Genomic DNA, 17424 nt, shown 5'->3' on the forward strand with positions numbered 1-17424 from the left:
CTCGCGATGCGGGCCCGCTTTCCCCATTGACCGCAGGAACCGTTTGCGTGTCCGCGCCGGGAGGGAGTGCCTTCCCACCCGCGAGGCCGGCCGGACGGAGCTTGCCTGGAGCTTTCCATGACATCGTCCACCGCCCAGAAGGACCCGCCGGGCAGCTACATCCGTTTCGACGGATGGCTGGGCGCGGTCGAAAACGCCTTCAACCTCGTTGCGGCGGCAAGCATCCTCGCCCTGATGCTGCTTGCCGTCGCCCAGGTCATCGGCCGCAGCGCCTTCAACTGGCCCGTGCCCGGTTTCATCGACATCACCGAGCAGGCAATGGCGGTGTTCGCCTTCATGGGCATCGCCTATTGCCAGCGCGTCGGCGGCCATATCCGCATGGAACTGTTCCTCGGCAAGCTGAGCGGCCGGGCCATGTGGATCGCCGAGGTGATCGGCATTCTCGGCATCTGGATCGTGGTGGCCGCGCTGATCTACGGCTCCTGGTTCCATTTCGAGCGGGCCTGGACGATCGGCGACAGCACCATCGACATCCGCCTGCCGACCTGGCCGTCGAAGCTCGTCGTTCCCGTTGCCCTGTCGCTGCTGCTGGCGCGGCTGACGCTGCAGCTCTACGGCTACTGGCGGCTGGTGCGCGATCCCGCCGCCGAGCCTGTCGGCGTCCCGGTGCTGGCCGATGTGGAAACCGTCGCCAGGCATGAAATCGAGGAAGCGCTCGGCGACGCCGCCGAAACGTCCGGTGAGCGGGAGGAAACCCACCGATGACCCCGTTTGAAATCGGACTGATCATGACCGGCCTGCTGCTGGTCCTCGTGGTCCTCGGCATGCGTGTCGCCTTCGCCGCCGCCCTTGTCGGCACCCTTGGCCTCATCGCCATCTTCAGCATGCGCATGGGCTTCGAGCGTGGGTTCGTGGCGGCGCTCAAGATGGCCGGCACCATCCCGCATTCCAAGTCGGTGACCTACTCGCTCTCGGTGCTGCCGACCTTCATCCTGATCGGCTTCCTTGCCTTCTATGCCGGCTTCACCCGGCAGTTGTTCGAGGCGGCCAAGCGCTGGCTCGGCTGGCTGCCCGGCGGCATGGCGGTCGGCACGGTCTTCGCCACCGCCGGCTTTGCCGCCGTCTCCGGCGCCTCGGTGGCGACCGCTGCGGTCTTTGCCCGCGTCGCCATTCCGGAAATGCTGCAGGTCGGCTATTCCAAGCGCCTGTCGGCGGCGGTGGTCGCGGCCGGCGGCACGCTCGCCTCGCTGATCCCGCCCTCCGCGATCCTGGTGATCTACGCCATCCTGGTGGAACAGTCGGTCGCCAAGCTGCTGCTGGCCGGCTTCCTGCCGGGCATCTTCTCGGCTGTGGTCTATATCGCCATCATCATCGGCATGGCGATGTGGAAGGGCGATGCCCCGCCGGTGCGCGGTTTCACTTGGGGCCAGCGCCTTGCCTCCGTGCCGGGCACGCTGCCGATCATCGCCGTGGTGGCGATCATCTTCTGCTCGCTCTATTTCGGCTTCGCCACGCCGACGGAAGCCGGCGCGCTCGGCGCCTTCGTGGTGCTGATTTCCGCCTTCGTCAACGGCATGCGCGGCAAGCAGCTCTGGCAGGCGTTGCACGAGACGGCGAAGCTGACGGTGATGATCTTCACGCTGATCTGGGGCGTCCTGGTCTATGTCCGCTTCCTCGGCTTCGCCGGCCTGCCGCAGGCGTTCGAGGAGTTCATCGTCTCGCTGCATTTCTCGCCCTGGCTGATCCTCATCGTCATCCTGTGCGCCTATGCGGTGCTCGGCATGTTCATGGACGCCATCGGCATGCTGATCCTCACCCTGCCGGTGGTCTATCCGGCGGTGATGGCGCTCAACGGCGGCGAGGCGGTATCGGCCGCCGACAGCGCCTTCGGCCTGTCGGGAGAAATGTGCGCGATCTGGTTCGGCATCCTGGTGGTGAAGATGGCGGAGCTGTGCCTGATCACCCCGCCCATCGGGCTGAACTGCTTCGTGGTGGCGGGCGTGCGTCCCGACATCCCGGTGCAGGAAGTCTTCCGCGGCTGCGCACCGTTCTTCGTCGCCGACATCCTGACCATCGGCGGCCTTGTGGCGTTCCCCGCGATCGTCACCTTCCTGCCCTCGATCATGTGAGGGCGGCACACCGCAAGAACACGAAGGGGCGTCCGCCGGGCGCCCCTTTTTTAACGCTCCAACCTCTCTTTTCGTCATCCCGCACGCAGTGTGAGCCAGATGCGGGATCGGAGAGCCTCTCGGCAGCGCTCCCGAACGACACCGCGACCGCCGTGCCGCCCCGATCCCGGATCTTCGGCCTTGCGGCCTCGTCCGGGAAGACGCGGGGAGAGGTGGGATCAAAAAATCACCCGCAAAGGGTGCCAATGGCTCCCGGCTCTCCGGCTTCGCCTGCGGCCGGGATGACCTCCGGGGAGGAGGCATGACCTCGCATCCCCTCTGCCGTCACCCCGGCCAAGCGCAGCGCAGAGCCGGGGCCTATTCGTTCCCAGAGCGGTGGCGGGACACGCCGACGCACACCCACGCTCAGCCTGTCGTCCCGGTTTCGGCAAAGCCGAAGACCGGGATCTAGTAACCCCGGATCGGTGGCGAGAGTCCGCCAGCCCCTCCTTTCGTCATCCCGAACGCAGCGTGAGCCAGATGCGGGATCGGAGAGCCTCTCCAGAGCGTTCCGGGACGACGCAGAGAATGCGGACGCGTTGCAACGCCTCAGAACAGCGAGCCCTGCCCGCTCTCGCGGCCCTTGCCGGGCGCGCGCGTTTTGGGCCGTGGGGTTGCACGCGGCGCCGGCCGCGCCGCCTCGCTTTCCCCGCCGCCCGCCGGATCGCCGCCGGCGGCGGTCGCGGCCAGCCGGCTGTCGTCTCCGAATTCGATGGTGAGCCCGTCGCCCGGCTGGACGCCATGGGCCGAGCGCAGCGGCTGGCCGTCGGCACCGCGCACCAGGGCATAGCCGCGCGCCAGCACGTTCTTGTAGGAGAGGCTTTCCAGCAGCTTGGCGACGGCGTCGAGCCGCGCCCGGTCGCGGGAGATCTGCTGGCGATGCGCCCGGAGCGCCCGCGCCTCCAGCCCGCCGAGCCGCTCGCGCGCGATCAGGACCGTGCGCGCCAGCGTGTGCGGCGACAGCCGCCCGGCGGCCATCAGATGCCGCGCCCGCTTGTCGCGCAAGGCGGCGCGCAGCGCCGGCGCCAGCCGCTCCGCATAGGTGTCGAGCCGCTGCCTCGGCAGCGCCAGCAGGTCGCGCGGCGAGGGCAGGGCGGCGGAGGCCGCCCGCAATTCCGTCCGCCGGCCGGCGATCAGCCGCAGCAGGCCGGAGATCTGCCGCCGCGCCAGACCGTCGACGCTGGCCATCAACTCGCCGCGCACCGGCACGGCGATCTCCGCCGCGCCCGTCGGCGTCGGGGCGCGCAGGTCGGCGGCGTGGTCGATCAATGTCCAGTCGGTCTCGTGGCCGACGGCGGAGATCAGCGGGATGTCGGACGCCGCCGCCGCCCGCACCACGATCTCCTCGTTGAAGCCCCACAGGTCCTCGATCGAGCCGCCGCCGCGCGCCACGATGATCACGTCCGGGCGCGGGATCGCACCGCCCGGCTCCAGGCGGTTGAAGCCCTCGATGCCGTTCGCCACCTCGCGCGCCGACGTCTCGCCCTGCACCCGCACCGGCCAGACCAGCACATGCAGCGGAAACCGGTCGGAGATGCGGTGGAGAATGTCGCGGATCACCGCGCCGGTCGGCGAGGTGACGACGCCGATCACCCGCGGCAGGAACGGCAGGCGCCGCTTGCGCTCCTCGGCGAACAGGCCCTCGGCGAGAAGCTTGCGCCGCCGCTCCTCGAGCAGCGCCATCAGCGCGCCGACGCCCGCCGGCTCCAGCGAATCGATCACCATCTGGTATTTCGACTGGCCCGGAAAGGTGGTGATCTTTCCGGTGGCGATCACTTCCAGCCCCTGTTCGGGCTGGATCTTCAGCCGGCTCGCCTGGCCGCGCCAGATGACGCCGGACAGCACCGACTGTGCGTCCTTGAGGTCCAGATAGATATGCCCGGAGCCGGGCCGCGAGATGCGCCCGAGCTCGCCGCGCACGCGCACATAGCCGAAGGCGTCTTCCATCGTGCGCTTGATCGCGCCGGAAATCTCTGACACCGAGTATTCGGCAAGGTTGTCGCTGTCTGCCAAGGCGGGATCCGGTCGGTGTGTTTCGTCCCCGCGAAGGGACCGCACCTTGGCCCCCCCGTCAAGACCGCGCGCCCGCCTCCGCGCTCTCTGTTCAGGCTTTCCGGAAAACCCCGCCATGCCCCGCTACGAATTCCGATTGCCGCGCCTTCATGTCGAGGACGGCCTGTCCGCCGGCGCGCAGATCGCGCTCGACCGGGCCCAGTCCAACTATCTGCTCAACGTGTTGCGGATGAAGGACGGCGACGAGGTGCTGCTGTTCAACGGCCGCGACGGCGAGTGGTGCGCCGCGCTCCGCCAAGAGGGGCGCAAGCAGGCCTCGCTGGTGGCGGGCGAGATGACTCGCCCGCAAGCCCCGCTCGCCGACCTTCACTATCTTTTCGCACCGCTCAAGCATGCCCGCCTCGACTACATGGTGCAGAAGGCGGTGGAAATGGGCGCCGGCGCCTTGCGCCCCGTCCTCACCCGCTACACCCAGTCGGGCCGCGTCAACCTGGAGCGCATGCGCTCCAATGCCGTCGAGGCTTGCGAACAGTGCGGTGTCCTTGCCGTTCCCGCCATCGCAGAGCCGGTGGCGCTGGAGGCGCTGCTCGCCGGCTGGCAGGCGGGCGAGGGCGCGCGCATTCTTGTCTTCTGCGACGAGGGCGAGGCCAGCCAGAACCCGCTTGCCGCGCTCGAGCGCCTGTCGGCGGGCTCCCCGCTCGCCGTGCTTGTGGGGCCGGAAGGGGGCTTTTCGGAGGAGGAGCGCGCCCTCTTGCGGGCGCAGCCCTTCGTGGTGCCGATGCCGCTGGGGCCGCGGGTGCTGCGGGCCGACACGGCGGCGGTTGCCGCGCTCGCGGTGGTTCAGGCGCGGCTCGGCGACTGGGTCTGAGGCTGCCCCTACGGCCGGCATGGCCGCCGTTTTCCAGCCATTCCGCCACTGGATTTGATCACGAAAAATCGCATTTGTTTTGGTCGGGACGGCTGAGTATGGTGCGCGCCGACCACGCGACGACCACGCGAAGGGATATCCCATGGCCCGCGATACCATTGATTCCACCCCGATCGTGGGGGTGGCCGACCTCGCCGCGACGCTGGAGGCCGGCTGCAAGCCGACGGATGCGTTCCGGATCGGCACGGAGCACGAGAAGTTCGCCTTCCGCCTCGCCGACAATTCCCCCGTTCCCTATGACGGCCCCGCCGGCATCGAGACCCTGCTGACAGGCATGGAAGGCCTGCTCGGCTGGGAGCGGATCGACGACAACGGCCTCGTCATCGGCCTCGCCGATCCGGTCGGCGGCGGCGCGATTTCCATCGAGCCCGGCGGCCAGTTCGAACTGTCCGGCGCGCCGCTGGAGAACCTGCACCAGACCTGCCGCGAGACCAACGCGCACCTGGCGCAGCTCCGCCAGATCGCCGAGCCGCTCGGCATCGGCTTCCTCGGCCTCGGCATGACGCCGGACTGGCGCCGCGAGGATGTGCCGGTGATGCCGAAGTCGCGCTACGAGATCATGACGCGCTACATGCCCAAGGTCGGCAGCCTCGGCCTCGACATGATGTACCGCACCTCGACCATCCAGGTGAATCTCGACTTCGCCTCGGAGGCCGACATGCGGGCCAAGATGCGCGTCGGCCTGGCGCTGCAGCCGGTCGCCACCGCGATCTTCGCCAACTCGCCCTTCACCGACGGCAAGCCGAACGGCTTCCGCTCGTTCCGCGCCGAGATCTGGAAGGACACGGACAACGACCGCTCCGGCCCGCTGCCCATCGCCTTTGAGGACGGCTTCGGCTTCGAGAGCTATGTCGAATGGGCGCTCGACGTGCCGATGTATTTCGTCAAGCGCGGCGGCACCTATTACGATGTCACCGGCACCAGCTTCCGCGCCTTCATGACCGGTGCGCTGGAAGGCGTCGTGCCGGATGCGCGGCCGACCATCGGCGACTGGAACAACCACCTGTCGACCCTGTTCCCGGATGTGCGGCTGAAGAAGTATCTGGAGATGCGCGGCGCCGACGGCGGCCCGTGGCGGCGCATCTGCGCCCTGCCGGCGCTGTGGGTGGGCCTGCTCTATGACGAGGGCATTCTCGACCAGGCCGGCGAGATGATCCGCGACTGGAGCGAGGAGGAGCGCGTTGCCCTTCGCAACGACGTGCCGCGCCTCGGCCTCGAGGCGCCGTTCCGCGGCGGCACGGTGCTGGATCTTGCCCGCGAGATGGTGGCGCTGTCCCGCGAGGGGCTGAAGCGCCGCGCCCGCCTCAATGACGGCGGCCAGGACGAGCGCGTGCATCTTGCCGCCGTCGAGGAGACGGTGGCGAGCGGCATGTCGCCGGCCGACGTCATGCTGCGCCGCTACGAAGGCGACTGGCAGGGCGATCTGTCCAAGGTCTATTCCGCTTACGCCTATTGAGGGGTCTGTCGAGCGAGGGGCGGCGGCGCAAGTCATTTGACCGCGCCGCCGCGACAGCGGAAGATGCCTGATCCGAAAGTGGAAAGGCATCCGATGACCGAGAGCTTTCCTGCCCTGGGCGCCTTCGATCCGGCCGCGGTCGGCGAGGCGATGCGCCGTCAGTTCGGCTGGGGCGAGCGTGACGTCGCCCGCGCGGCCGAGGCCTTGATGCCGGCGGCGCTCGCCGGCATGCGCCGCTATGCCGCTTCGCCCTCCGCGCTCGAAGGGCTGCTCGCCCTGATGCCCGGCCCCGGCCGGGCCGCGGCGCTGCCCGACCCTTCCGCGCTGGTGGGCGAGCCGCTGGCGCTGATCTTCGGCCCGTCCGAGGTGCAGCGCTCCATCGCCGACTATGTCGCCCAGCAGACCGGGCTGGAGCGGCCGGGCGTCGAGACGATGATGCCGGTGGTCGCCACCCTGGCGCTCGGCCAGGTGGCGCGGCGCTTCACCTTCGGTCCGGCGCGCGAGTTGCTCGACGCCTTCCTGGCCGGCTATGCCCGCGGCCGGCCGAAGCCGGTGCCCAATCCCTTGCGGGTGATGGAACCTTACGCGCAGGCGATGCGCTCGTTCTGGGACGGCTATCTCGGCCTTGTCGGCGCCGCCACCGCGACCGGCGCCGCCGCCCGGCAGGAGGAGGAGCCGGCGCCCGAGCCCGCTCCCGAACCTGTCGACGAGCCTGCCGACGACACCGCAGCCGATGCCGGATCGGCCCTGGTCGACCGCTGGCTGTCGCTCGGCCGCGACATCCAGGAACGGCAGATCCGCGCCTATGAGAGCCTGTTCGAGCGGGTCTCTTCCGGTGCGAAGCCGGACGAGACCTGAACAAAAAAAGCCCGCCTCGGGGGAGGCGGGCAAGGTGCGTCGGCGAGGGGCCGACAGGGCCTCGGCACCGGGCGAAGGGAGAGGGTCTCGTGAGCCGCCCGGTGCGAAGGGGAGGTCAGGCGCCGCGCTTGCGCCGCCCGGAAACGCTGGAGTTCCGCCGTTCGTTCCGCAGCCGCGCGAGCTGCGCGCTCGGGTCGAGATAGTCGGACCCGTGCAGCGAGGCGGCGACGTCGGAGCGCGTCACGCCGATATCGGCGAGCATGTAGTCGTCGAGGTCGAGGAGGCCGGCCACCGCCTTGCGGTTCTGCCGCTGGCGCCATGCCGCGGCAACGATCGTCAGAAGCGCGGTCGCGGCAGTGCCGAGCGTGGCGGCGAGGGACACGCGCGTTTGCGCGGGAAGCGGGGTGTTGCATGCCTGCGTCATGGCAAGACTCTCCTTTCCGGCGCTCCGGTATGGTGCGCCTGGTATGTGCTGTGGCGGGGTCGCCGCCGTTTGTCCGTTTCGTATGACAAGAGAATAGGAAGGGACGATCAATTAAACAAACGAATGTTTTCGATGGATATCGATCTTCATTCGTGATGTATTGACGTCAGACCCGATCCCGCGCGGCGCGTGCCTTCGCCGCCCGCGCCAGCCGGAGGCGGCAGCCATGGCCCATGCCCTCGATATCGACCAGTTGCGCACCTTCCTCGCCATCGCCGAGCTCGGCAGCTTCACCAAGGCGGCGGATGCGGTCAACAAGACCCAGTCGGCGGTCTCCATGCAGATGAAGCGGCTGGAGGACCGGCTGGAGCGGCAGATCTTCGTCAAGGACGGACGCCAGTCGCGCCTGACCGAGGACGGCCACCGCCTCATCGAGTTCGCCCAGCGGATGATCCGTCTCAACGACGAGACGGTGACCGCCTTTTCCGAGCCCTCCATCGTCGGCCGCGTCCGCCTCGGCCTGCCGGACGACTATGCCGAGCGCCTGCTGCCGCAGGTGCTGGCCGCCTTCGCCCGGCTCAACCCGGCCATCGAGATCGCCGTGCAATGCCAGGGCTCGATCTTCACCGGCGAGTTGATCGAGCGCGGCGAGCTCGACCTTGCCATCGTCACCTCCGGCGACTGCGTGCGCGTGCAGGGCGAGGTGATCCGCCGCGAGCCGCTGCATTGGGTCGCCCCGGCCAACCAGTGCCTGCATTGCGAGGACGTGCTGCGCCTGGCGCTCGGCCCCACCACCTGTTCCTGGCGCGGCCAGGCGGTCTCGCTGCTCGACCGCATGAACCGGCGCCACTGCATCTCTTACACCTCGTCCAGCGCGGCGGCGCTGATCGGCGCGGTCCAGGCCGGGCTTGCCATCGCGGTCCTGCCCGAAAGCGCGGTGCGCGCCGGCATGCGCATCCTGTCGGAAAGCGACGGCTTCCCGACGCTGCCGCCCTGCGACATCACCATGATCCGTGCCGCCGCCGCCACCGACCCGGTGCATGACGCGCTCTGTGCCCATATCCGCGCGGCCATCGGCAATGTCAGCACCGAGATGCTGATGGCGGCCGAATAGGCCGCTGCGTCAGGTCTTGGCGCGGCCCGAGCGCAGCACCAGCAGGTTGCCGGCCAGCACGAAGACGAGGCCGGCGATCGCGTCCGGCCCCCAGTGGAAATTCTCCAGCACCGTGGAGACCAGCAGCGCGACGATCGGGAACATCACCGTCGAATAGCCGGCCCGCGCCGAGCCGATCCGCGCCAGCAGCGTCAGGTAGCAGGCGAAGGCGATGACCGAGGCGACCACCGCCAGATAGACCATCGCGCCGAGATAGACCGGCGTCCATTCGATGTCGAAGGACGCCCCGCGCGCGGCCGCGAACAGGCCGAGGAACGTCGCCCCGTAGACCATGCCCCAGGCGCTGGCCGAGACCAGCGGGATGCCGCTCTTCTGGTTGGCGGTCGAGACCATGTTGCCGAGGCAGAAGGACAGCGTGCCGGCAACGCACAGGCCGAGCCCGAGCACCGCCTGCATGTCGAGCCCGGCGCCGGCCGCGCCGACGATCTGCGGGCGGAACAGCAGCGCCACGCCGACAAAGCCGAGCAGCGCGCCCAGCATCACCCGCCGGCTGATGCGCTGGCCGAAGATCGCGAAGCCCAGGATCATGTTGAACACCGAGGCGAGCGAGAACACCACCGACAACAGGCCCGAGGGCACATGCTGGGCGCCATAGTAGAACAGCGTGAAATTGGTGGAGAACAGGAACAGGCCGAGCCCGGCGAAGCGCAGATGCGCGCGCAGCGGGAAGTCGAGCCGCACGCCGCGCAGCGCCGCCCAGGCCATCATGATCGCCGCCGCCAGCACGAAGCGCCAGAACAGCGAGACTTCCGGCGCCACCACGCCGAGCTGCATCTTCAGCGCATACCAGGAAAAGCCCCAGGCCAGCACGGTGAGGCCGTAGAGCCCCATGTCGAACGGGGAAAGGGAAGGGCTGTCGCGCAGCGCGGCGCCGGAAGCGAGCGTGGTCATGAGGCGGCTTCTGTGAAGGGAGAGGGTGAGGCGATCATGCCCCATCCCGCTCCTCGCGACCAATCAGGATTGTTGACCGGATCGATGCACGCCGCTGATGGTTCGTGCCCGCTGCCGCACCCCGCTCACGAACGCCGCATCCGCCAGCGCGCGCGCAACCCTTCCGAGGTCAGGTAGACGAGGGCGAAGAGATAGAGACCGGTCAGCGTCAGCATGGTGACGATCAGCACCGGATAGCCGTACCAGGCGACCGCCAGCAGCCACAGCGCCAGGATATTGAAGAAGAAGGCCCAGCGTTCGGCCTGGCCGCCGCGGCGCGCGCTGCGCAGCAGGGCACCGAACACGGGAATATATTCGAGAAGGCGGGTGAGCCTGTTCGTCATGGGATGTCCGTCCTGTGTCGCGGCGCCCGAACGGCCCCACGGTGGGACCGCCCTCCTAAGGACGCCAGAACGGCAAGGGTGGCACGGGCGGCGCGGCGCGAGGATGCGGCGCCCTGTCCCTGCGACAATCAGGACCTGCGACAATCAGGACCTGTCGGGGCTGTCCGCGCTGTCATGCCAGAGCGGCGCATAGCCGGCGGCAAGCACGGCGACGCTTGCCGGCGGTGTCAGCAGCTCCGCCGGACTGCCGGGCGGGCAGGCGAGGGCGTCCGGCTCGGCCGGGCGGTAACCGGTGAAGCTCCAGGCGAGCCACCGGCCTTCGCGCCGCGTCAGGATCGTCTCGCCGAGCCGCGCCATCGCCCCGTCGGGCAGCGTCTCAAGGTCGCGGAGCGAAAGGCATGTTCGTTCGCGTATGCGCTGGTCATGCAACTGCCGGTCCATCTCCGGCGCGCTGGGCGGGGAGGGCAGCCCCTGCGCCCGCTGCCAGGCCGCGCGATAGCGCAGCGCGTCCGTGCGCCGGCACTCGAAGCAGGGCCGGTGCCCGGCGGCGAGCGCCGTCACCTCATCGAGGAAGAACAGTTCGGTATAGCCCGGCCCCATCACCTTGCGCTGGCGGCCGCGAAACGCCAGCACGCAGCAGATCCAGGCGCGCGAACGCCAGCGCGCCCGGCCGAGCGTCCTGGTTTCGGGGTCGTGCAGCCGGCCGCCGCGATTGCCCATCATCGTGCCGCGCGCGGCGACCGCGTGCAGGCTGCCGTCGGCGGAGACCCGGTTGGTGAGCGCCATGGCGGCCTCGGCTCACGCCTCGCCGACGACGACGATATGCAGCGCGCGCGGCCCATGCGCGCCGAGCAGCAATGTCTGCTCGATATCGGCGGAGCGCGACGGGCCGGTGATCATGTTCACCGTGCGCGGCATCGTGCCCTTGCCGAATCGTACGCGGATCCGCTCCCACAGGCTCTCGTAGTCGCCGGCGATATCGGCCGCCGTCACCACGACGATATGGTGCTCGGGCAGGAAGTTCAGCGTCGTCGGGTTGTCGGGCCCGGAGGTCAGCATCAAGGTGCCGGTCTCGGCGATGCCGCCGAAGGCGTGCGAGACGGTGGCAAGGTCGGCATTCTCGGCCCGGCCGCGGTCGATCTCCAGGTTCGCCTGCCCCGCCCAGGGCATGGCGGCGAGCCGCGCGTCCTCGCCGAAGCGCACCCGCGCCGGCAGGTTCTTCGACTTGAGATACTCGGTGACCGCCTGCGGCACCTCGGCAGCGCTCGCCACCCGGGCGATGCTCGCCTGCACCTTCTCCGCCATCTCGCAGAACAGCGCCACCCGCGCCGCCGGGGCCAGCTGGCCGCGCGCCGGGATCAACCCCTTCGGTGCGCGCTGCAGCCGATCAGTGACCGCCGCGCGGCGGGCCGTTTCGTCGCCCTTGCGCCCCATCGCCGAGCGCATCCTGGCGAGGATCGAGGCTTTTGCGTCGCTCATGCCGAGGCCCTTCCGCTTGCACTCTTCGAGCGCGTGTCTTTCGCCTTCGCCCATTGCGCCTGGAAGGTGCCGCCTTGCGGCGCCGGCAGGTCGCGGTGCCGGGTCCAGCCGCCGGCCAGCGGCAGGAAGGAGAAGCGCCCGCGCCCCCGCCCGATCAGGCCGAGCGCGCCCATGGCAAGCCGTGTGACGCCCTGGTAGAGCGCCGGGCGCCTTGCGAAGAAGGCCCAGAGCGCCAGCCCGTAGCGGGCGGTGGCCGGGTTGAGGTTGCGCGAGAACTCGCGCTCGCGCCAGTGCCGCATCATCTTCGGCAGCGGGATGCGCATCGGGCACACGCTCTCGCAGCGCCCGCAAAAGGTCGAGGCGTTGGGCAGGTGGCCGGCCTTGTCGACGCCGATCAGCGAGGGCGTCAGCACCGCCCCCATCGGGCCCGGATAGACCCAGCCATAGGCGTGGCCGCCGACCGCGTGATAGACCGGGCAGTGGTTCATGCAGGCGCCGCAGCGGATGCAGCGCAGCATGTCCTGGAACTCGGTGCCCAGCATCGACGAGCGGCCGTTGTCGAGCAGCACCACATGATACTCCTCCGGCCCGTCCGGATCGCCGTCGCGCTTCGGCCCGGTCGACACGGTGGTGTAGACCGACATGTCCTGTCCCGTCGCCGAGCGCGCCAGCACCCGCAGGATCTGCGACACGTCCTCCAGCGTCGGCACGATCTTCTCGATCGAGGCGACCACCACATGCGTCTTCGGCAGGATCTGCGTCAGGTCGCCATTGCCCTCGTTGGTGACGATGATCGAGCTGCCGGTCTCCGCCACCAGGAAATTGGCGCCGGTGATGCCGATATCCGCCTGGAAATACTTGTCGCGCAGCACCGCCCGCGCCTCGCCGAGCAGGGTCGTCGGCTCTTCCAGGTTGCGGTCCGGATCGAGATGGGTATGCACCCTGCGGAAATCCGCCTCGACCTGGTCCTTGTTGACATGGACCGCCGGGGCGATGATGTGGCTCGGGTGCTCGCCGCGCAGCTGGATGATGTATTCGCCGAGATCCGTTTCCACCGGCGCGACCGAATGCTCCTCGAGGAAGGCGTTGAGGCCGATCTCCTCGGTGATCATCGACTTGCCCTTGGTCACCGTCCGGGCGCCGCGCTTGCGGCAGATGTCGAGGATGATGCGGCGTGCGTCCTCGGCCGTCTCGGCCCAGTGCACCGTGCCGCCGGCCGCCTCCACCTTCTCGGCATAGGCTTCGAGGTAGAGGTCGAGATGCGCCAGCACATGGTCCTTGATGTCGCGGGCATTGTCGCGCAGCTGGTCGAATTCCGGCAGCGCCGCGGCCGCCACCGCCCGCTTGGTGATGAAGCCCGAGCGCACATGGCCGAGCGCGCGCTGCAGCGGCGCGTCGTCCAGCGCGTGGCGGGCATTGGCCTTGAACTGTGGCGAGGTGATCTGCATGTGAGGCTGGCTCCCCTGCGCTTGCCTGTTGCGGTCAGCCCTGACGCTTTTCGCCGATCGCCGGCTGGTCGGTCATGCCGGCCAGCACCTCGGCGACATGGCGGACCTCGATGGCCGACCCCTCGCGCTTGAGCTTGCCGGCCATGTTCATCAGGCAGCCGAGATCGCCGGCGAGCAGCAGCCCGGCGCCGCTCTCGCGGATCGTCTTGGTCTTTTCCTCGACGATCTTGTTGGAGATGTCGGGATATTTGACGCAGAACGTGCCGCCGAAGCCGCAGCACACGTCGGGATCGCGCATTTCCTTCAGCTCCAGCCCCTCGACCGAGGCGAGAAGCTTGCGCGGCTGCCGGGAAATGCCGAGTTCGCGCAGGCCCGAGCAACTGTCGTGATAGGTGACGCTGCCCGTAAAGCTTGCGTCCACTTCGGTGACGCCGAGCACGTCGGTGAGGAAGCTGACCAGCTCGAACACCTTGGCGGAAAAGGCCGCCGCCCGTTCGCGCGCCGGCGCGTCGTCGTCGAACAGTTCCTCGTAATGCTTCTTCAGCATGCCGGCGCAGGAGCCGGACGGGGCGACCACGTAGTCGTAGCCCTCGAAGGCGCGGATCGTCTGGACGGCGATGGCGCGCGCATCGGCCCGGTCGCCGGAGTTGAAGGCCGGCTGGCCGCAGCAGGTCTGCGCCGCCGGCACCTCGACGAGGCAGCCCGCGTCCTCCATCAGCTTCACCGCCGCGAAGCCGACGCTCGGGCGGAACAGGTCGACGAGGCATGTCACGAAAAGGCCGACGCGCGGGGCGGTTTTCGGCGCCTGCGCTGTCTCGTTTGGCTGCGCGCCGGTTTGCGCGGTGGCTGTCATTGCGTCCCTGCTTCCTCTGTCGGGCGGCGGGAGGTGCGCCGCCGCTTGCTGTCGTCCTGTTCGCTCTCCAGGCGCTGCGCCAGCCGCAGCTCGGAGACGACGCTCCAACTGCCCGAGCGAGCCATCGCATAGGCGACCTGCTCGACGAAATCGATGTGGGAGCTCGCCGCATCGCCCGCCTGGGCCGCGTCGCCGGCGATCACCGCCTCGTAGATCGCCCGGTGCTGCTCCAGCAGCTTCTCGCGCGAGCCGGGATAGCGGTAGAGCTGGACGCGGCTGTAGAACACCCCGTCGGCGAGCAGCCGGTAGCAGGAGCGCAACGTGTGCAGCAGCACGATGTTGTGCGCGCTCTCGCCGATCGCCTGGTGGAATTCGACGTCGAGTTCGGCCTCCCGCGCGAAGTCCTGGCCGTCATGGGCCGCTTCCATGGCGCGGAAGATGCGGGTGATGATCTCCCTGTCGGCGTCCGTTGCGCGCTGCGCCGCCAGCCGCGCGGTGGTCCGCTCGATCTCGCGGCGGTATTCCAGATAGTCGGCGATCGCCGGCGGGTGGCGCCGCACCAGCTCGACGATGGCCTCGGAGAACACGGTGCCGATCACGTCGGCGATGAAGGTGCCCTCGCCATGGCGGGTCACCAGCAGGCCACGCTCCTCCAGCGTCTTGATGGCATCGCGCAGGATAGGGCGCGAGACGTCAACTTTCTTTGCCAGATCACGTTCGGCCGGCAGCCGGTCGCCGGGGCGCAGCACCCCCTGCAGGATCAGTTCCTCCACCTGATCGACAACGGAATCTGCCGTCCGGTTGTGATGGATCTTTTGGAATACCATCGTCCCGTTCTTTTTTATTGCAGCGCAAAAGAATTCTCGCCGCACCGCAGCGGAAGTCTTCGTGCTGAAGAGTTCAGCGGCAACTTATTCCGTATTGCGTTCAGTGGTCAATATTGTTATCCAGTTAGCGCGGATCGATGCTCCGGTTGGGAGGCCGGGCCCGGTTCGCGGGTGACAGGCGCGGATGTGGCCAGGCGGCTTGTGCGGCGACAATCTGCCGGCAAAGGCAGGCATCCGGTTCTGTCCTGTTGCGCGAGGGGAGCGTTTTCGGCATCGGTCTGGTGGGGCAGTGCACCCGCCCTTGTCGTTGCCGTGTCCGGTCCCTGGAGCGCAGGATGTTCCTAGGGAGGACCTGAACGTGAAATCTCTTCTTTCTGCAGTTGCCGTAACGGCGTCTCTTGCGATCGGTGCGACATCGCCGGCCGTCGCGCTGGACAAGCTCGACTGGGACATGCAGTCGACCTATCCGGGCTCGCTCACGCAGCTCGGCACGCTCGGCAAGCTCGTGTCCGAGCGTCTCGCTGCCGCTTCCGGCGGTCAGATCAACGTCAAGTTCCAGGAGCCGGGTGCCATCGTGCCGGCGCTCGAGGCCTTCGACGCCGTTGCCTCCGGCGCGGTGCAGGCCGCCTGGTCGACGCCGGGCTACTGGACCGGCAAGGACGTCTCGCTCGCGCTGTTCGCGGCGGTGCCGTTCGGCCCCAGCGCGCCGGAATATGTCGCGTGGCTGAAGTTCGGCGGCGGCCAGGAGCTGCTTGACGAGATCTATGGCTCCTATGGCATCAAGTCGCTGATCTGCGCCGTCATCGCGCCCGAGGCGGCCGGCTGGTTCCGCAAGGAAATCAACACGGTCGACGACCTCAAGGGCCTGAAGATGCGCTTCTTCGGCCTTGGCGCCAAGGTCATGCAGAAGCTCGGCGTCTCGACCCAGCTTCTCGCCGGCGGCGACATCTTCCCGGCCCTCGAGCTCGGCACCATCGACGCGACCGAGTTCTCCATGCCGGCGATCGATCTCAAGCTCGGCTTCCACCAGGTCGCGAAGTTCTACTACTTCCCGGGCTGGCACCAGCAGTCGACCATGTTCGATCTGATGATGAACAAGGCCGAGTGGGACGGGCTGGACGACCAGACCAAGGCGATCTTCGAGGCCGTCTGCGACGCCAACATGATCTACGGCATTGCCGAGGGCGAGGCCATCCAGGCTTCCGCGCTCGCCGAGCTGCAGGGCCATGGCGTCCAGATCAAGCAGTTCGACCCGGCGGTGCTCGAGGCCATGGAAGCGGCCTGGGCCGAGGTGGTCGAGGAAGAGAAGGCGGCCAGCCCGAACTTCGCCCGCGTCTGGGAGTCGCTCTCCAAGTTCCGCGAGGAATACAAGATCTGGTCCGACGTCGGTTACCTGAAGAGGTAACCCGGAACGCCTGACACGGCGGGTCCGCGCTGCCAGCCGGTGGTGCGGGCCCGTCATTTGCGCTCAAGGCCGCAGGGCCTGGCGCCCGACGGCCCGCTGGACGCCGACCGCGGCCGTACGGTCCACCGATTATCCGGTCGGGGAGAGGGTTTCCATGTCAACGCTGATTAGCCTTCTCGGCATCGCGGCCTCCGTCGTCGCGGCGTTCGAGCTTGGCGTTCCTGCCTATTATCTTTGCGCCGCCGGCTTCGCGCTCGGCGTCGTCGGCGGGTTCCTCGGGGGGCGCGTGTCGCTGTCCGTGGCCGCCATGGTGCTGGCCGCCTTCGTCTTCGCGATCACCGATTCGGGAATGACGGCCGTCCTCCGGTTGATGGACGTCGATCCCCGCGCCTTCTTCCGCGCCAATGACGGGCTGTCCGGCCTGATCGGCTCGCTGCTGGTTCTCGGCCTCACCCTGCTGATCCTGCGCGCCCGCGCGCCGCGGGCCTACGAGACCATGCTGGAGACGTCGGACGACTTCGACCGTGTGGTCAACGGCGTCGGCAAGCTGGCCTCCTGGATCTTCGTGCCGTTGATGCTGGTCATCTTCTACGATGTCACCCAGCGCAAGTGGCTCGACTTCGACACGTCGATCATGGACACGCCGTTCTTCGTCGACAGCACCAAGCTGCAGGAGCTGGAGTGGCATTTGCATGCCGTGCTCTTCATGCTCTGCCTCGGTTTCGCCTATCGCAAGGATGCGCATGTGCGCATCGAACTGGTGCGCGACCGGCTGACCCGGCGGGCCCGCGTCTGGATGGAACTGGCCGGCATCCTGTTCTTCCTGCTGACCTATTGCTATCTGATCGTCTCGTTCGGCTGGGTCTTCGCGAGCAAGTCCTATCAGATCGGCGAGGTTTCGGCCGCCCAGACCGGCCTCAGCCACCGCTGGATCATCAAGTCGATGCTGCCCATCGGCTTTGCGCTGCTCTTCACCGCCGGCGTTTCCGCCGCGTTCCGTTGTGTCGTCTATCTCTTCGGCCCGTCCTACCTGAACCAGCGGTCCGGCGACTATGCCGGCACCCATCACGCGGACCTGCCCAAGGACGTGGCCACCAACGGACCGATCGCGGACTGA

General features: G+C 68.5%; 17 protein-coding genes. 8 read left to right on the forward strand and 9 right to left on the reverse strand.

From position 1 onward, the window contains the following. Positions 1-117 precede the first annotated feature (117 nt). A complete protein-coding gene (locus P2PM1_RS23020; RefSeq protein WP_186387046.1) occupies positions 118-765 on the forward strand; it encodes a TRAP transporter small permease subunit in 648 nt (215 codons plus the stop codon). Then, positions 762-2129 (forward strand): TRAP transporter large permease, encoded by a 1368-nt coding sequence (locus P2PM1_RS23025; RefSeq protein ID WP_186400700.1) that lies wholly within the window; start codon positions 762-764, stop codon positions 2127-2129. Before P2PM1_RS23020 ends, P2PM1_RS23025 begins: the two co-directional genes overlap by 4 nt. A gap of 588 nt (positions 2130-2717) precedes the next feature. Here P2PM1_RS23025 and xseA read toward each other — a convergent pair. Continuing rightward, on the reverse strand, positions 2718-4181 hold the full coding sequence (gene xseA, locus P2PM1_RS23030) for an exodeoxyribonuclease VII large subunit (RefSeq protein ID WP_244301608.1): 1464 nt from the start codon (positions 4179-4181) through the stop codon (positions 2718-2720). Between the two features lie 115 nt (positions 4182-4296). On the opposite strand from xseA, the gene P2PM1_RS23035 reads away from it, so the two are divergent. From P2PM1_RS23035 to P2PM1_RS23045, 3 genes are all read left to right on the forward strand, one after another. Next, a complete protein-coding gene (locus tag P2PM1_RS23035) occupies positions 4297-5049 on the forward strand; it encodes a 16S rRNA (uracil(1498)-N(3))-methyltransferase (RefSeq protein WP_186400702.1) in 753 nt (250 codons plus the stop codon). 142 nt (positions 5050-5191) lie between these two features. Continuing rightward, the gene (locus P2PM1_RS23040) at positions 5192-6565 is read left to right on the forward strand and encodes a glutamate--cysteine ligase (RefSeq protein WP_186400703.1); all 1374 of its coding nucleotides are present in this window, start codon (positions 5192-5194) and stop codon (positions 6563-6565) included. Positions 6566-6658: 93 nt separating this feature from the next. Then, on the forward strand, positions 6659-7423 hold the full coding sequence (locus P2PM1_RS23045; RefSeq protein WP_186387041.1) for a DUF937 domain-containing protein: 765 nt from the start codon (positions 6659-6661) through the stop codon (positions 7421-7423). 115 nt (positions 7424-7538) lie between these two features. Here P2PM1_RS23045 and P2PM1_RS23050 read toward each other — a convergent pair whose 3' ends face one another. After that, entirely contained in the window at positions 7539-7847 is a 309-nt protein-coding gene (locus P2PM1_RS23050) for a DUF1127 domain-containing protein (protein ID WP_186387040.1), read from the reverse strand. 226 nt (positions 7848-8073) lie between these two features. Here P2PM1_RS23050 and P2PM1_RS23055 point away from each other — a divergent pair, with 226 nt between their 5' ends. Continuing rightward, on the forward strand, positions 8074-8961 hold the full coding sequence (locus P2PM1_RS23055) for a LysR substrate-binding domain-containing protein (protein ID WP_186387039.1): 888 nt from the start codon (positions 8074-8076) through the stop codon (positions 8959-8961). 9 nt (positions 8962-8970) lie between these two features. Here P2PM1_RS23055 and P2PM1_RS23060 read toward each other — a convergent pair whose 3' ends face one another. From P2PM1_RS23060 to P2PM1_RS23090, 7 genes are all read right to left on the reverse strand, one after another. Then, positions 8971-9912, reverse strand: coding sequence for a DMT family transporter (locus P2PM1_RS23060; RefSeq protein WP_186400704.1), 942 nt, complete (start codon positions 9910-9912; stop codon positions 8971-8973). A gap of 125 nt (positions 9913-10037) precedes the next feature. Beyond that, positions 10038-10295, reverse strand: coding sequence for a hypothetical protein (locus tag P2PM1_RS23065; RefSeq protein ID WP_186400705.1), 258 nt, complete (start codon positions 10293-10295; stop codon positions 10038-10040). A gap of 144 nt (positions 10296-10439) precedes the next feature. Then, complete coding sequence (locus P2PM1_RS23070) at positions 10440-11081, reverse strand: hypothetical protein (RefSeq protein ID WP_186400706.1); 642 nt, start codon at positions 11079-11081, stop codon at positions 10440-10442. A gap of 12 nt (positions 11082-11093) precedes the next feature. Further along, a complete protein-coding gene (locus P2PM1_RS23075) occupies positions 11094-11774 on the reverse strand; it encodes a lactate utilization protein (RefSeq protein WP_186400707.1) in 681 nt (226 codons plus the stop codon). Further along, positions 11771-13222, reverse strand: coding sequence for a LutB/LldF family L-lactate oxidation iron-sulfur protein (locus P2PM1_RS23080; RefSeq protein WP_186400708.1), 1452 nt, complete (start codon positions 13220-13222; stop codon positions 11771-11773). Before P2PM1_RS23080 ends, P2PM1_RS23075 begins: the two co-directional genes overlap by 4 nt. Before the next feature lie 34 nt (positions 13223-13256). Beyond that, complete coding sequence (locus tag P2PM1_RS23085; RefSeq protein ID WP_186400709.1) at positions 13257-14075, reverse strand: (Fe-S)-binding protein; 819 nt, start codon at positions 14073-14075, stop codon at positions 13257-13259. After that, positions 14072-14902, reverse strand: a complete 831-nt coding sequence (locus tag P2PM1_RS23090) for a FadR/GntR family transcriptional regulator (RefSeq protein WP_186400710.1) — start codon at positions 14900-14902, stop codon at positions 14072-14074. The genes P2PM1_RS23085 and P2PM1_RS23090 overlap by 4 nt, the downstream gene beginning before the upstream one ends. Positions 14903-15260: 358 nt before the next feature. Between P2PM1_RS23090 and P2PM1_RS23095 the strand changes: the two genes are divergently transcribed. Next, on the forward strand, positions 15261-16307 hold the full coding sequence (locus tag P2PM1_RS23095; RefSeq protein ID WP_208985394.1) for a TRAP transporter substrate-binding protein: 1047 nt from the start codon (positions 15261-15263) through the stop codon (positions 16305-16307). 154 nt (positions 16308-16461) lie between these two features. Further along, entirely contained in the window at positions 16462-17424 is a 963-nt protein-coding gene (locus tag P2PM1_RS25295) for a TRAP transporter small permease subunit (protein WP_208985395.1), read from the forward strand.

The sequence above is a fragment of the Stappia sp. P2PMeth1 genome (genome assembly GCF_900185735.1).
Lineage (GTDB): Bacteria > Pseudomonadota > Alphaproteobacteria > Rhizobiales > Stappiaceae > Stappia.